Raw genomic sequence first — 15,107 nt, forward strand, 5'->3', positions numbered from 1 at the left:
TGAATTGAACTAAGGGAAGATTATGAATGAAGAGATAGTAAAACATTTGAACAAATTATTGACCAATGAGCTGACTTCTGTACGCCAGTATCTTTTGCATTTTGCGATTCTCAAAAACAATGGAATTAATAGACTTGCAGAAAAGGTAAAAAATGAGCTTAACGAAGAACTTGAACATGCAAACAAGTTGGCAGAAAGAATTTTGTTATTTAAAGGAGTCCCAAATTTTCAGGATACAAACGAAATATCAAAGTATGATGGAAAGTTTACAAAAGACACAATACGGAAAATCTTAGAAGCTAATTTGAAATTAGAGGGAAAAGGTATTAAGGATATCAAAGAAACGATTTCTATCGCTGAGAAAGAAAAGGATTTTGTTAGTGTAATGTTATTAGAAGAGATGTTAAAAAATGAAGAAGAGCACTTTCATTGGATTGAGAAACAGATCGATCTTATTGAACTAATGGGTGTTGAAAACTATTTAAGAACACAAATATAGAGTGTTAAAAAAGATAGTATTTATTTTAATTATACCTTGCTCACTTCTTTTTTTATTAGGGTTATGGCAAATATTCAGATTGAACTGGAAGAATAATATTATTAAAAGTATGAGTCTTCCAGTGGTTCATCTATTGCCCAATAACGACCTTGAAAAATTTAACTATAGGCATGTCAAGATTGATGGGATTCTAAGTGACATAGAACTATATGTTTTTGCAGGGCAACACGGCTATCACGTGCTGTCTCCTATGTTGCTCACCACTGGACGTTACATGTTGGTGAATAAAGGAATAGTCGGAGAAAAAAAGGAGAAAAAAGTAAAAATTGAAAAAGTAGTTGCAGATGGAATTTTATATTGCGATAGCAATAAAAGTAAAAATTGGTTTATCAAGAACGATACTGCTTCGAATATATGGTTTACCCTGAGTACAGAAGAAATTTCCAATGAGTTAGGTATTAAGCTAGAGAAGTGTGTATTGTGGCCGAACAATTTTGGCAGCAAAGTAGCTATACAGCCAATGAAGCATTTGGAATATGCAATCACTTGGTTTGCACTTTCCTTAATTTGGTTGATTATGTGCGTAATTTACTATAGGCAAAACCTCAATAAAGCTTGAAGCTTTCTGTACATAAAATTAGAGAAGTAGTTATTCATCTTTATCACTACCAAGGTCTTTTAACATACTGTAATTGCCTTTTCTGAATCTACTTTTTAAAAACGTAACTCCACTTTCGCTAATACCACTAAGGCTCAGTGCAGCTCCACCTAGCTGCAATCCTATCTCAGATGTTTCAGGAATAATTTTACTAGCTCCTAGATCTCTATAAACCTCCACATTACTCAGATCTGGTAAGCGTATTACAATATTTACATGCGGAAAATTTGCTGCAACTAAAGAAACAACTTTTTTTATAGTAACTTCATTCTTTATTGAAATAACGAGAGCTTGAGCTCTTTCTATTCCTACCGATTTTAAAATTTCACATCTTGTAACATCTCCAAGATATATAGGAAAACTATCACTTTTTCCTTCTTTGACTATTTTCGATTGAATATCTACAACAACGTAACTTAAATGCTCTGCCGTAAGCATTTTTGTTACCATATATCCCACTCTACCAAATCCAGCAACTATCACATGGTTATAAAGATCTTGTGTATCTGTTTCAACAGCTTCATCATCTAATATTGTTTTCTCAGTGCTAAATGAGTTTGCTATCCAATCTCCAAGCCCCGATAAAAGAGGAGTGAAAGCCATGGTTACTGTAGTTACCATCATAAGTACTTGAGCGATTTCACTTGGTAGCACATTTAGCTCATCTGCTAAGCGAAACAAAATAAACGCAAATTCACCGCCTTGTGAAAGCAGTAACCCAGCTTGTATAGCAGGTGCACTCTTAAACCCAAAAAATCTACACAATATATATATAATAGATGTTTTTAAAACGATAAGGATAATCGATAATAAAGTAATTAGTGGTAACTTATTGAGTAAAAGTTCGGTATTGATGGACATACCAACAGTCATGAAAAATAAGCCAAGAAACAAATCTTTAAATGGCAATACTGCGTGTTCTACTGAGTGTCTATATTCTGTTTCTGCAACTAACAATCCAGCAACAAATGCACCTAATGCTAACGATAAATGGAATTGCTCAGTAATAAATGCTGCTCCTAATACTATTAAAAGCGTTGTTGATATAAAGATCTCATTACTTTCCATTTTAGCAATAACCGAAAATAAAGGTCTAAGCAATAATCTACCAGTTATAAATATCAGCACTAATGCAATAGCTGCTTGCACCAATGAACCTGCCAATGAGCTTATCAGGCTGTGCTCAGAATTGCCAGTAAGTAAAGGTACCAATACTATTAATGGTACCACTGCAAAATCTTGCATTAATAGCACTGCTATCGACAATCTACCAACCTGACTTGCTTGAGAACCTTTTTCTTGCAGAACCTGCAACACTATTGCTGTTGAGGATAGCGCAAGCCCACCACCAATAACTGTTGCTATATTCGTATTCACTCCGAAAGCAAGAGCGATGCACCATATTGCTACCATGGTAACTATAACTTGAAGAGAACCGAACCCAAATACATGAATACGCATAGCGATCAGGCGTTCAAATGTCAATTCAAGGCCTATAATGAATAATAGAAAAACTACACCAAATTCTGCAAGATTATCCATTGCTTCAGCTGAGTGTATCAGATTAAATCCGTGAGAACCAATAACTGCACCTGCAACGAAGTAACCAAGCACTGGACTAATATTCATTTTCCAAAATGCTATGACTATAAACACAGCAGCAGAAAGCAAAATTATAATATCAAACAAATGCTGAGAGCCACTGTGCATGATATTTAACCTGTAGAATTAGACCATTTAATTGAGCAGCCAATACTTGATTTTTGGTCAATTGGAGAATTACCAGTTTCTGCAATAAATTTCATAGCTTGAAATAAGTCACTACTTCCTACTTCATAGCTTTGAACCTTTTCTTTTTTTGTGTCGTTAAAACGTCCACGATAGCAAAGGTTTAAATTGGAATTAAAGCCGAAAAAGTCAGGAGTGCAAACAGCCCCGTATTCTTTAGCTATTTTCTGTGTACTATCAATTAAATATGGAAATGTAAACTTATTTTCCTTGGCAAAATTAATCATATTTTCAAAGGAATCTTCTGGATATTCATTTACATCATTTGGCATTATTGCAATGGTGTTTACCTGATAATCTTTTTTCAATTGATCAACATCGCTTACCAGATTGCTAATAATTGACTGAACGTAAGGACAGTGATTGCATATAAACATTATAATAAGACCATTTTTTCCACAACAGTCACTTAATGCATAATATTTATTGTCTACTCCCAAAAGATTAAAATCTTTTGCAGTAAAACTAAAATCGACTTTAGGAGTATTCAGAGCAACCATAGACTATTATTATACCACATGTAATTTACGGTCTTATTATTTAAATGTCAAACGGTTTCTATGTATACTGTTTGCATATTCTTTTTTAGTATTATAATTATAAAACTTATGTTCATAACTTTCGAAGGAATAGACGGCTCTGGTAAAACAACACAATCTAAGCTACTTGCAAATCATTTTAAGCAAATTCACGGCGAAAATAATGTGGTATTGACTCGAGAACCAGGTGGTACTGATTTTGCAGAAAAGATAAGAGGAGTGTTGTTAACAAATAATATTGATCCTATTTCTGAACTCTTGCTACTTATCTCGATGAGGCACGAACATATGAAAAAATTAATATTACCAGCTCTTGCAGAAGGAAAAATAGTGATTTGTGATCGGTTTATTGATTCAACTATTGCATATCAAGGATATGGGTTTGGAGTTGACTTAGGGCTAATAAGGGACTTACATAAGCTAGTGGAAATTAAATATCCAGATATTACATTCATTCTAGATATTGATGTTAAAGTTGGGTTAAATAGAGCAAAAGACAAGAATAAATATGAAGAAATGGATGTTAATTTTTACAATAAGGTCAGAAAAGGATTTCAGGAAATAGCCATAAAAGAGCCCGTTAGGTGCAGTGTTATCACTGGAATTGAAACAAAAAATGATAATCACGTACACAATGAAATTATTGATAAAATCACCTAGCTTGTGATAGAAAATTATCAATTTCAGGTAACATTATTTCATATGAATAACTTTTTGTTTGAGTAGCTAAAAAATCCTGTATTTTGTCTGGATCTTCTTCACTTATCATCTTATATGCCCTTGCGAGGTTCATTAATTCACTTCTATTTTTTTTATTGCTTACTTCAGTAATAGTAAAAAATTGATCAAAATGGTCTAAGAGGTCTTTATTTTTTATTGAAGACACAATATCGTCAATTTCTTTCACATATAATGCAAGTTTGTGTGCTTTACTACGATCTTCAAAACAAAGATTAACAAGCACGTTACGAAACCTATCTTTCGTAGTACTTCTCACTTCTGCTAATAAGGACTTAATATTTTCTTGGCAATGCACTCTCTTTACCGATTCAGCCGGTTCAACCATACCAAGAACATTCTTTACCAAAGATTTTTCTTCACAACTAAATATGAACATGTAATAACCCATCGATAAAGTGAAGAGCAAGAACATAGCCGGAAGTAAAAACGGAGCTAATACATTTTGTGACGCAGGGAAAATAAACCAGGTAACAGTTGCTATTGACACAGTTACAAATAATCCTGATAAACATAATTGTGCTTTTCTTCTATAATTCTGATCAATAACTGTACTTACACCAATAGAAGCTATATCAATCATTACTCACACCTCATTAAACATTAATACTAACTGAATGATAGCATTATTGTGATGAAAATGCAATATTATGAATATTTTAATACAATTTATATTGACAGTTACAATTCTGAATGTTTTATTGCAGCGTTAGCTGATTAGCATTTTTAAGATGAGGTCAACTCTCATAGAGAGAGGATTTTTTTATTTTCTCATTCTTCTCATTTTCCTCTCTAACAATTTTTTTTCCATTTAATATGTCCTTTATTTCATCTCCTGTTAAAGTTTCAAACTCCAGTAGATTTTCGGCAATGAGATCTAAGCCTTTCTTATGCTTGGTCAAAATGTCTTTTGCTTTTTCATAGCAAGAAGATACAACTTTCTTCACTTCTTCATCTATAAGTTTTAACGTATCTTCAGAAATTATCTCAGAACCATGTATGGTTTGTTCGCGATTGTGATAGATCGGGCCTATTTTGTCACTCATTCCCCATTTTGTTACCATAGCGCGTGATAAATCAGATGCTTGTTTTATATCCGAAGATGCACCGCTTGTGACTTTATCGTAGCCAAAAATTAGCTCTTCTGCCACTCTTCCACCCATTGCAACAGTTATATCTGCTAGCATCTTTTCTCTTGTGAGGGACACTCTATCTGTTTCTGGTAGTCTCATAACTAAACCGAGTGCCCTACCGCGTGGAATAATTGTTGCTTTGTGTATAGGATCAGAAGCAGGCATATTAACAGCAATCATCGCATGACCAGCTTCATGGTATGCAGTCAGTCTCTTTTCCTCTTCTGTCATAATGAGAGATCGCCTTTCTACGCCCATCATCACTTTATCACGTGCATATTCGAAATCATCCATGGTAACAATCTTCTTGTTTCTTCTTGCAGCGATAAGTGCAGATTCATTCACCAAATTTGCTAGATCAGCCCCTGAAAAACCTGGTGTTCCTCTTGCAACTGTTTTCACGTTTACATCTGGTGCTATTGATATTTTCTTTATATGAGTATTTAATATCTTTTCACGCCCATTTATATCGGGTAAAGAAATAGTAATCTGTCGGTCAAAACGACCAGGTCTAAGCAGTGCTGGATCTAAGACATCCGGACGGTTAGTCGCAGCAATTATTATTACACCTTCATTAGACTCAAAGCCATCCATCTCAACTAATAACTGATTTAATGTTTGTTCTCTTTCATCATTGCCGCCACCAAGACCAATGCCACGATGTCTACCCACCGCATCTATTTCATCTATAAAAATTATACAAGGAGCATTTTTCTTGCCTTGATCAAACATATCACGAACACGACTTGCACCAACACCCACAAACATTTCAACAAAATCAGATCCAGAAATACTAAAGAATGGCACATTAGCTTCTCCTGCAATTGCACGAGCAAGTAAAGTTTTACCAGTTCCAGGAGAGCCAATCAAAAGGCACCCTTTTGGTATTTTTCCACCTAATATTTGAAATTTTTGCCTTTGTTTAAGAAAATCAACGATCTCTACTAGCTCTTCTTTTGCTTCATCAATTCCGGCAACATCATCAAATGTTACTTTTTTTCCACTAGTCATGAGTCTAGCCCTTGATTTGCCAAAGCTTATAGTTCTGTTGCCCCCCGCTTGTGTTTGTTTAAGAAAGAATAGCAAGAAGCCAATAAAGATAAATGTTGGGACCCATGAGATAAGTAATCCACCAATTACGTTCATGGCAGAATCTCCAGTTGAAAAGGAGAATCTCACTTTTCTATCATGTAAATTTTTTATTAGGTCGCTATATATGACACCGCTTGAATTGAAACTTGAACCGTCCCTGAACTTGCCTTCAATGCTCTGGTTTTTTATGACAATATTTTCTACATCATTGTCTTCTAGTCTAGTTAAAAATTCCGAAAAAGGTATAATTGTTTTACTTTTACCTACATTTCCGCTGAACTGAATATAAGCAACTGAAATAAGAACAATAATTACTAACCAGATCAATAAGCCTTCTAAAAATTTTTTCATTTCTATTTCTAACTAAATACTAATCAAGCTTACCAAATTTTGTTTTATCGTGCTATTAATAATGCATTGAACCTTATCGTCATTGGTATTTTTTCCGTTATAATTTACATCAGGATAAGCAAGCACCTTTCCATCTTTTAGCACTACAGGCAAAGAATAGAAAACTTCAGGGCAGCAGTTGTAATCCTTCAGAAATTCAGGAACTTTTTGTGTTTTTTTTAATGGAGCGATGATAACTGAACACTCTTGATTTCCGAGTATTGTGCAGCTAAATCTGTTATCCCATTGAGTAGGTTCATTTAAAGGTAGGTTTAAGGTAATTTCTTGTATCTTTGACGATTCTCTAATTATCAAGATATTTTCTCCATGTTTTCTTATTTTACACCCAGAAAGTGTACAGTTAACATTACTATCCTTTTGCAATATTTTATTAAATATTACGATAAGGCTGTTGTACCTTGGTTTATAATGTTTACTGGCAATTGCCATTATGGAGTAAAGAAGAAGCCTCAAGGCTATTTCCTCTGGCAATTGATAAAACTCACTTAGTTTAATTTCAATATAACCAAGATCATGCACATTAACGCAGTCATTAAACGCAAGGCGTGTGTAGTGCATCAACGCTTTTGCAGCTCTTTTCATATGAAGGGCTGTGAGGCATATTCGCTCTGTTAAAATCTCTTGATTATCACTTGCTTTAAGTAAGTTACGGTATAAAGTTCGCCTGTATTTTAAGTCATAGTTGCTTCTATCTTCGATCCATTTTAACCGATGAAGCTTAGCGTACTTTTCTATTTCACTACGACTAAAATTTAACAATGGCCTAAATATATAAATACCATTTAGGAAAGACTTGTAGTCCATTGATGATAATCCATCTACGCCACTACCTCGCTCTAATCTTAACAAGAACGTTTCTGCTTGATCATCTTTGTGATGAGCAACAAGTAAATATTTAACATTATTATTTTTACACCACTCTGCTAGTAACTTATACCGTGCTTTTCGTGCCTGTAACTGAATATTGCCTTTAATATTTTGCTTCTCCCAATTTAATATGAACGATTCCTTTGCTCCAAGTTCCTTTGCATAACTTACAACAAAATCAGCTTCTTTTTGAGACTCTGGACGTAACCCATGATTTACTGTTAATGCTGTAGGAAGTGAAAGCTTGTTTTTTTTTGCCCAGTTAGTCATTAAGTGCAGTAAGACTATACTATCTACACCACCTGATACTGCAACTGCAACTTGATTGTTATAGAAAGCAAAACTATTAACCACATTTTGAAATAATAACTCTAATTCCATTATGTCTCTTGATGGCCAGACAGGTCAGATCTCTTACGTCATACCGCGACTTATTTGTGGTATATATAGATCCCGCTAACAAGCAACGAAATATGACAAGTTTGTCCTTTTTTGTCTACCCCAGTGCCCTTTCTTTATGTCATCCCAGTGTTTGACACTGGGATCCAGGTTTTAATGCAAGAAACTATTTCTTTATTCCAGAAAATGAAAATTCCACTCTACGATTTTTAGCATGCTCTTTTTCATATTTAGAATTTCTAGAATCATCTTTTACATTAACCAAAGGCTCAGTTTCACCTTTAGAAGCAGTTTTTATTCTGTTTTCTATGTAGGGTGTACAACTAACCATAAATTTTTTAGCTGCATCTGCCCTTCTAGCGCCTAGCGCAAGATTATATTCATGAGAACCACGGTTGTCAGTGTGACCAGTTAAAGTAACCTTCGCGTTAGGGTTATCTTGTAACACCTCCATTACGTCAAGTAATGCATCTGCACTTACTTCAGCAATACTAGATTCATCATAACCAAAGAAAACTCTTTTATCACCTATCTGCTTAACAACAGAATTTATTTTATTTGTTGTATTTGCTCCTTTTTTTGGGCAAGAACTTACACCAGTAAGTAATAAACAAAAACAGCACATTATAACCAGTCTACTCCACATTACTAAACCTCCATAAATTTTAAATAGTGCGTAACTTTAATTTCAGTAGCTAATATCTCTCCATATTGTAATATAGTCAAGAGAAATAAAATACTAAATACTTTTTCTACAACCTTACAATTAATTTTCCTATAATATGCTGGACTCTGAGTAGAAAAATCCAATAAAAGAATAAAAAGTACAATTTTTTATTGTACTTTAAGCAAATATACTTTTAACTTTATTATTAATCTATTACGGTATTAAACAGATGTTTTCTAAAATAATGAACAAATATGCAATCTTATAAGTTTTTAGAGGAAGTATTATATAGGGTAAAGAATATCGAAAATACGCTAAAAGTACTAAACCAAAGCCAATTGAATATAGAGGACAAAGTTGAACAAATGAGTCTTCTAGAAGAAATCAGACATGAAATTATCTCTCATGACGCAATAAAGGAATCATTAGCAGATGCTCTTGGTAACAAAAAAAGTGCAAATACTCAGCAGCTAAAGTTAATAGAGAGAATACATAAAAGCAACAGTGCTGTTCCTATTGATTTAGTAAAGTCTTTATCCAAAGCTAAGGTTGAATGCCAAAATTTATGGAAGCTATCTCATTCTGAAACCAGTAACTTAGAAAAACTAAAAGAACGTTTTACTGATTTAATCACACTCATTCGCGAAGTAGCTTCTATAAAATCGCAGCAATTAAAATGCTCAAAATACGACTCACTGCTTGCTGACTATGACTCTGATATCACAGAAAAGAATATAAGGGAAGTATTCCCCAAGGTAGGCAAATTTTTTAGCGAAAATGTAGATAAAATAATTGAAAAGCAGAAAAAGGATAAGGTTACTAATATACAAAAAGTTGCTACTCAGAAACAGATTGAACTTGGCTCATTATGTTTACAGCAAATGGGTATTGCACTAAATGAGATTCGTACTTCTTATTACTACCCTATAGATTATGATGAATCTGATTTTTGTTATGGTTTATTTTCACTTTTACGGCATAGTGGTTATGCAATTTATCAAAAATGTTTAGCGCAAAATTCTATAAGTAGTCCAATTACGAGACATGTTATGTATGAAACTCAAGGGTTATTCATGGAAAGGATGATTGGAACATCCAGAGAATTTATTGAGTTTATTCAACCACACATAAAAGAGAAATTTGCTATAAAAGGCAAAACTAACGAGAAAGTTAGCAGTGTTGAAAATTTGTACTTGATTTTCAATGAAATAAACCTTTCTTCTTTTTTAAAAAATGCAGATGAATTTAGTCTGTTAGCTCATATTATGTTGAGAACTAGGTTAGAACAAGATATAATAAATGGTACATTGGAAGTCAAAGACCTGCATGATGCGTGGCTGGAAGGTATGAAGCACTATAAAATTCCAGTAAAAGCTGAAAATGAGCTAAACACTTATTTTCAAGATGAATATTGGGCAAGCGGTGTTATGGGCTACTTTCCTATAAAAATTATTGCTTTAATTGCTGCTGTGCAGATTTTCTCTTGCGTTAAAAAGAATCATTACGAATCATTAAGTGCTATAATAAAAGGAGATTTTAGTTTACTTATCAGTTGGTTATCTCAAAATATATACAGTGCAAAGTGTGGCCTGGAACTGCTAAAAAAAGTAACAGGTAAGGGTTTAGACGTTGAGTGTGTTACTTACTACTTATCTGAAAAGTATAATTTGTCTTAATAAATGGTTTTCTTGAGTTATGTATGAATTTTGTTCGAAAATTAACCGGAAAGTTTTATAGCCTTTTCACTTTCAAAGGTTTATTCGCTAGCGATATTGCTATAGATCTTGGCACTGCAAACACTTTAGTTTATCAGAAAAATCAGGGAATAGTGCTTGATGAGCCTTCAGTTGTAGCAAGAATAAAAGAAAAAGGAAGCTACGTTCCTTATGCTTTTGGTAAAAAAGCTAAAATGATGCTTGGAAAAACGCCTGGAGAGATAGAGGCGATAAGGCCCTTAAAAGATGGAGTCATTGCTGATTTTAAAAGTGCGGAAGAAATGCTAAAATATTTCATACGCAGTGCAAACACAAAATTCACTGTTAATAAACCTAATATTATCATATGCGTTCCATCTGGATCCACGCCAGTTGAAAGGCGTGCTATACAAGATGCAGCAGAAAGTGCTGGTGCAAATGAAGTATTTTTAATTGAAGAACCAATGGCTGCAGCAATCGGAGCTGGGCTCCCGGTTACCGAACCTGAAGGTTCTATGATTGTTGATATAGGAGGCGGTACAACTGAAGTTGCAATTATTTCTTTAGGTGGAATTGTTTATTCACGTTCTGCCAGAGTAGGTGGCGATATTATGGATGAGGCAATAAAGTCATATATTCGTGAAAATCATAAATTATTAATCGGTGAAACAACCGCTGAGAAAATTAAGAAAAGCATAGGTTCAGCCAGTCTGCCAGGTGAAAATAACAAAGAGGGAATGATAATTAAGGGCAGGGATTTAGTGAGTGGCATGCCAAAAGAAATGCTTTTATCAGAATACCAAGTTGCAGAGAGTTTAATAGAGCCTGTACATCAGATAATTTCTGCTATTAAGACTGCGCTGGAGAGCACTCCACCTGAACTTTCTTCTGATATAGTCGATAGAGGAATAGTTTTATCCGGTGGTGGTGGATTATTACGTAATCTAGGTAAAGTTATCAGTGAAACAACAAAATTACCGGTTCGTGTTGCAGATGAACCACTTTGTTGTGTTGCCTTAGGTAGTGGAAAAGTGCTTGAAAACATGGATTATTTTGGCCATGTTTTATTCAAGCAAGATTAAATTATTTTTGAAGGTAGTTTATCGAATTGTTTTGATGGAATTATGTAATATAAATGAGATCCCAGTGTCATGCACCAAGTAATTTGAAGGCAACTTCTAGCAGAAAAGGGTGTCATCCGAGTAGCTAACACTGGGATCCAAGAAACTTGATTACAAATAAATATGCTGTTTTAATGAATTTGTGTAATAGAAGCTAGATTCCAGTGTCAGCTACTTTCATGACATCATCTACTATGTAAATTGCCCCCAAATCAAAACGTTTGCACAGTTGTATGTTGGAATGACACAAGATTTGCGTTTATAAATTAAGGCGATTATGCTAAAAGAATTTGAAATTGAACCTCTGCTAAAAGATAAAGCTCCGCACCAGACCAAGGCTATTGTTGCAATGTCCGGGGGAGTTGATAGCTCGGTTGCTGCAGCACTGCTACATAACCTTGGGTACCAGGTGATAGGTGTAACTCTTCAGCTATATGGCACTGATGGCAATGCTAACGCAAGAAAGGGTGCATGCTGCGCTGGACAGGATATTTATGACGCTAAGCGTGTAGCTGAAAGTGTTGGCTTTCCTCACTATATTTTAAACTATGAGGAAATATTCAAAAAGGAAGTAATAGAGGATTTTGCGAGTACCTATATGCGTGGGGAAACTCCCATACCATGCGTGAGATGTAACCAAACGGTAAAATTTCGTGATCTATTGCAAGTTACAAAAAATCTTGGTGCGGATGTGCTCGTAACAGGACATTACGTGAGAAGGTTAGAAAAAAATGGTGAGGTAAAGTTGTGTAGAAGCATTGATAAGAGTAAAGATCAAAGCTATTTTCTGTTTGCTACAACAAAGGAGCAGTTAAAGCTTTTGCGATTTCCACTAGGTGGGTTCTATAAAAGTGATATAAGAAAATTAGCAAAGTATTTCAGCTTACAAATTTCTGAAAAGCCGGACAGTCAAGATATATGCTTTGTTTCCGAAAGCTATAGTAAAACAATAGCTAAATTAGCTCCACAATCTGTACAGAAAGGTAAAATAGTGGATGTTAATGGAAAAGTGCTAGGCGAGCACAGTGGCATAGTAAATTTTACAGTGGGGCAAAGAAAGGGCTTGGGTATCGCACACAATGAACCTCTTTATGTGATAAAAATTAATACAGAAAATAATGAGGTTATAGTAGGTCCGATCAACGTATTAATGCAAAAAAAAATATTGATCAAGGAGTTAAATTGGTTAGAACAACCAAAGGAAGGTATGGAAGTAACTGTGAAGCTGAGATCATCACATGCGGGAAGTTTAGCAACAATACATTCAACTGACGAAAAAAATAAAGCCTGTGTCATTTTAAACGACGATTACTTTGGCATCAGTCCTGGTCAAGCCTGTGTAGCGTATAAAGATGAGCAAGTTATCGGCGGTGGATGGATATGCTCTTAACTAAAAGCTTTAATGCAGAGTGTAAACATACAATAGACTTCTTGCATAACCATATAACAGAAACGAAAAAACTTCCTTGACAAACTCCGCCAGCGCCCTTATCATGAAACTGAAGCTATTTATTTATCTTCTCTATACAGATTAAATGACAAAAAAACTCACGTATCTGGCGTCTCATGTTTAATTTTTTGCACTATGTGCACCTTATGTCTTTATCAAATTTCTGGGTTTTTACCTACACAAGCTGAAATACGCTTATAAAGCATTTAAAACATTAAAAAACGCCAACTTAAAAAATGGATAGTGAATAACTAGCTACCCTAGGGTTTCTTTTGCCTTTTTTTCTGTTTAGTAAATTTCTTAACGTTTATAATTTAGATTAGTTGCGGCTTAAAAGCAGCTAAATCGCGGTTATTAAGTGTTTAGAATAAAAAAACGCCATACTTGAAAGTATAATGTAAGTAATTAGCCAACCACGGGGCTTCTTTTGCCTTTTTTTTCATTTGGTAAATTTCTTAAATATTTATGGCTAAACGACAACCGTCATCCCGCTAGCGGGATCTCTTGTTAGTGGCTGAGAGATACCGCGAATGAATCGCGGTATGACGGTTCGCGGCAGCATAAAGATAAGTCTCGTCATCCCACTGCTTGTTAGCGGGATCTGGAGATACCGCGGCGGTATGACGGTTCGCGGCGGCATAAAGATAAGTCTCGTCATCCCGCTGCGTGTTAGCGGGATCTCTTGTTAGTGCCGCGGCGGTATAGCTATACCTTTTTCTACTTAGTTTGGGTTATGCAAGAAGTCTAATAACATTTATTGCTATTTTGCCATGTATCCCTTATACTATAAAGTAGAACATTATAGGTTTCAGCAATGATAAAAGAAATTGAAGAACTAATAAAAATTGTTGGTAAGGGTAATTTATTAGAGACGTTATTTATTTTTTTAGGTAGCTTTCAACATGCTGACTTAGGTCGTTTTATGGATCACAGAAATCATTTTGGTTTGTCTGAATTCATTAGAAAAAAAGAGGAACCATTAGATAAATATTTTAACTTAAAATTTAGTCTACAAGGGCTGTTTTTAATTTATGCTCAAGCTTATCAAATTCTAAGTGAAAACAATAACCTGAATACTAAAGATGTCATAGATAAAATATATGAAGTTATTAAAGGATCTGAGTTAAATGAATATATAAATGAAGTAGTAGATGGAAGAAAATTAGATTTACTTAACATCTTAGCAAATCCAAAGAGAGAACCAATATTTAAAACAGAAGAAGATTTTGAAAATAAAGTACTCATTGGTCTTAGAAAGTTACTAAGTGAAGGAAATACATTAAACAAATATGACAGAGAATTTGCATTAAATAAGTGCGTTATCAGCAGCTATTATTCCATTCATGACATAAAAGCAGATAAAGATATAGCATTGTTCTTTTCTTTGGGTGGTCACTATAAAGAACTTTCGTCATCTAACAAAACAGTAAAAAGAGAAGTATTAGAGATATGTGAGAATCAGTTAATAGAGAGCTATATAATGTTCTTAGCTGGCAAACTACACATGATCGGATTATCAAGTAGAGATAAATATACAATCGACCATGAGAATGTGGATCGGCAAGAGAAAGCATTGAAAATGGATGGATTAATATATCCTATAAATACAAAAAACACCCTAGAGCAACTGTTAAAAAACCAAAATAGTGATGAATTTGAACAATTAATAACGAGCCCTGATAATATATACTACTCAGTGCTGCAAGAAGAGAATGAATGTAGGCCAAATCCTATCACCAGCAAGAAAAAAGAAAAAGACCATAAAAACACAGTCTGTAAACTTATTTTAGGTATGTTTGTATTATCTGTTGGGTTATATGTTGCTGATTATTTCTTTATGGAGCAAAAATTATTTAATCCAATAAAAGGTGTCCTACCACAGGATAATTTTGCTAATCTAGTAATTGCTGCAGTGCTTACTATCGTAATAGTATATGCTTTATTTCAATTATCACAGGAACCACCACTTTCAACAGTCAATAAGATGACGAATGAAAATTTAGGACAGCCCGTGCAAAATAAGTTTAGAATTACATAAATGTAGCAACTTA

General features: G+C 34.3%; 13 protein-coding genes. 7 read left to right on the top strand and 6 right to left on the bottom strand.

Annotated elements, in window-relative coordinates:
• Positions 1–22 precede the first annotated feature (22 nt).
• Both bfr and AAGD50_RS01135 read left to right on the top strand, forming a co-directional pair.
• A complete protein-coding gene (gene bfr / locus AAGD50_RS01130) occupies positions 23–499 on the top strand; it encodes a bacterioferritin (protein ID WP_077188433.1) in 477 nt (158 codons plus the stop codon).
• A 1-nt stretch (position 500) separates the two neighbouring features.
• Positions 501–1,118: an SURF1 family protein gene (locus AAGD50_RS01135; RefSeq protein WP_265041019.1), complete on the top strand. Its 618-nt coding sequence runs from the start codon at positions 501–503 to the stop codon at positions 1,116–1,118.
• Positions 1,119–1,148: 30 nt separating this feature from the next.
• On the opposite strand, the gene AAGD50_RS01140 is transcribed toward AAGD50_RS01135, so the two are convergent.
• Together AAGD50_RS01140 and AAGD50_RS01145 are read right to left on the bottom strand one after the other, a co-directional pair.
• Complete coding sequence (locus AAGD50_RS01140; protein ID WP_264723801.1) at positions 1,149–2,867, bottom strand: monovalent cation:proton antiporter-2 (CPA2) family protein; 1,719 nt, start codon at positions 2,865–2,867, stop codon at positions 1,149–1,151.
• Between the two features lie 5 nt (positions 2,868–2,872).
• Positions 2,873–3,445, bottom strand: a complete 573-nt coding sequence (locus tag AAGD50_RS01145; protein WP_006279694.1) for a thioredoxin family protein — start codon at positions 3,443–3,445, stop codon at positions 2,873–2,875.
• 108 nt (positions 3,446–3,553) lie between these two features.
• Here AAGD50_RS01145 and tmk point away from each other — a divergent pair, with 108 nt between their 5' ends.
• Positions 3,554–4,144 carry a dTMP kinase gene (gene tmk, locus AAGD50_RS01150; RefSeq protein WP_182309943.1) on the top strand — a complete coding sequence of 197 codons (591 nt, stop codon included), beginning with the start codon at positions 3,554–3,556 and terminating at the stop codon, positions 4,142–4,144.
• On the opposite strand, the gene AAGD50_RS01155 is transcribed toward tmk, so the two are convergent.
• The 4 genes from AAGD50_RS01155 to AAGD50_RS01170 form a co-directional block, all read right to left on the bottom strand.
• Entirely contained in the window at positions 4,137–4,805 is a 669-nt protein-coding gene (locus AAGD50_RS01155; protein WP_010081999.1) for a hypothetical protein, read from the bottom strand. The two genes, tmk and AAGD50_RS01155, sit on opposite strands and share 8 nt — an antisense overlap.
• Positions 4,806–4,959: 154 nt before the next feature.
• Entirely contained in the window at positions 4,960–6,798 is a 1,839-nt protein-coding gene (ftsH, locus tag AAGD50_RS01160; RefSeq protein ID WP_012673393.1) for an ATP-dependent zinc metalloprotease FtsH, read from the bottom strand.
• Between the two features lie 12 nt (positions 6,799–6,810).
• The gene (tilS, locus tag AAGD50_RS01165; protein ID WP_007548788.1) at positions 6,811–8,106 is read right to left on the bottom strand and encodes a tRNA lysidine(34) synthetase TilS; all 1,296 of its coding nucleotides are present in this window, start codon (positions 8,104–8,106) and stop codon (positions 6,811–6,813) included.
• Positions 8,107–8,290: 184 nt separating this feature from the next.
• Positions 8,291–8,770, bottom strand: coding sequence for an OmpA family protein (locus AAGD50_RS01170; protein ID WP_182309861.1), 480 nt, complete (start codon positions 8,768–8,770; stop codon positions 8,291–8,293).
• 275 nt (positions 8,771–9,045) lie between these two features.
• Between AAGD50_RS01170 and AAGD50_RS01175 the strand changes: the two genes are divergently transcribed.
• The 4 genes from AAGD50_RS01175 (at position 9,046) to AAGD50_RS01190 (ending at position 15,094) form a co-directional block, all read left to right on the top strand.
• Complete coding sequence (locus AAGD50_RS01175; RefSeq protein ID WP_010963135.1) at positions 9,046–10,467, top strand: carboxypeptidase; 1,422 nt, start codon at positions 9,046–9,048, stop codon at positions 10,465–10,467.
• A gap of 23 nt (positions 10,468–10,490) precedes the next feature.
• Entirely contained in the window at positions 10,491–11,567 is a 1,077-nt protein-coding gene (locus AAGD50_RS01180; protein ID WP_264723800.1) for a rod shape-determining protein, read from the top strand.
• 316 nt (positions 11,568–11,883) lie between these two features.
• Positions 11,884–12,996: a tRNA 2-thiouridine(34) synthase MnmA gene (mnmA, locus tag AAGD50_RS01185; protein ID WP_264723799.1), complete on the top strand. Its 1,113-nt coding sequence runs from the start codon at positions 11,884–11,886 to the stop codon at positions 12,994–12,996.
• Between the two features lie 874 nt (positions 12,997–13,870).
• Positions 13,871–15,094: a hypothetical protein gene (locus AAGD50_RS01190; protein ID WP_208571592.1), complete on the top strand. Its 1,224-nt coding sequence runs from the start codon at positions 13,871–13,873 to the stop codon at positions 15,092–15,094.
• Positions 15,095–15,107 lie beyond the last annotated feature (13 nt).

The organism is Wolbachia endosymbiont (group A) of Apotomis capreana, from assembly GCF_964027025.1.
In the GTDB taxonomy this organism is placed as follows: domain Bacteria; phylum Pseudomonadota; class Alphaproteobacteria; order Rickettsiales; family Anaplasmataceae; genus Wolbachia; species Wolbachia pipientis.

Coding starts and splice junctions, on each gene's coding strand:
- tmk (WP_182309943.1), top strand. CDS start 3,554: ATGTTCATAACTTTCGAAGGAATAGACGGCTCTGGTAAAACAACACAA.
- bfr (WP_077188433.1), top strand. CDS start 23: ATGAATGAAGAGATAGTAAAACATTTGAACAAATTATTGACCAATGAG.
- AAGD50_RS01140 (WP_264723801.1), bottom strand. CDS start 2,867: ATGCACAGTGGCTCTCAGCATTTGTTTGATATTATAATTTTGCTTTCT.
- AAGD50_RS01190 (WP_208571592.1), top strand. CDS start 13,871: ATGATAAAAGAAATTGAAGAACTAATAAAAATTGTTGGTAAGGGTAAT.
- AAGD50_RS01155 (WP_010081999.1), bottom strand. CDS start 4,805: ATGATTGATATAGCTTCTATTGGTGTAAGTACAGTTATTGATCAGAAT.
- mnmA (WP_264723799.1), top strand. CDS start 11,884: ATGCTAAAAGAATTTGAAATTGAACCTCTGCTAAAAGATAAAGCTCCG.
- AAGD50_RS01145 (WP_006279694.1), bottom strand. CDS start 3,445: ATGGTTGCTCTGAATACTCCTAAAGTCGATTTTAGTTTTACTGCAAAA.
- ftsH (WP_012673393.1), bottom strand. CDS start 6,798: ATGAAAAAATTTTTAGAAGGCTTATTGATCTGGTTAGTAATTATTGTT.
- tilS (WP_007548788.1), bottom strand. CDS start 8,106: ATGGAATTAGAGTTATTATTTCAAAATGTGGTTAATAGTTTTGCTTTC.
- AAGD50_RS01175 (WP_010963135.1), top strand. CDS start 9,046: ATGCAATCTTATAAGTTTTTAGAGGAAGTATTATATAGGGTAAAGAAT.
- AAGD50_RS01170 (WP_182309861.1), bottom strand. CDS start 8,770: ATGTGGAGTAGACTGGTTATAATGTGCTGTTTTTGTTTATTACTTACT.
- AAGD50_RS01180 (WP_264723800.1), top strand. CDS start 10,491: ATGAATTTTGTTCGAAAATTAACCGGAAAGTTTTATAGCCTTTTCACT.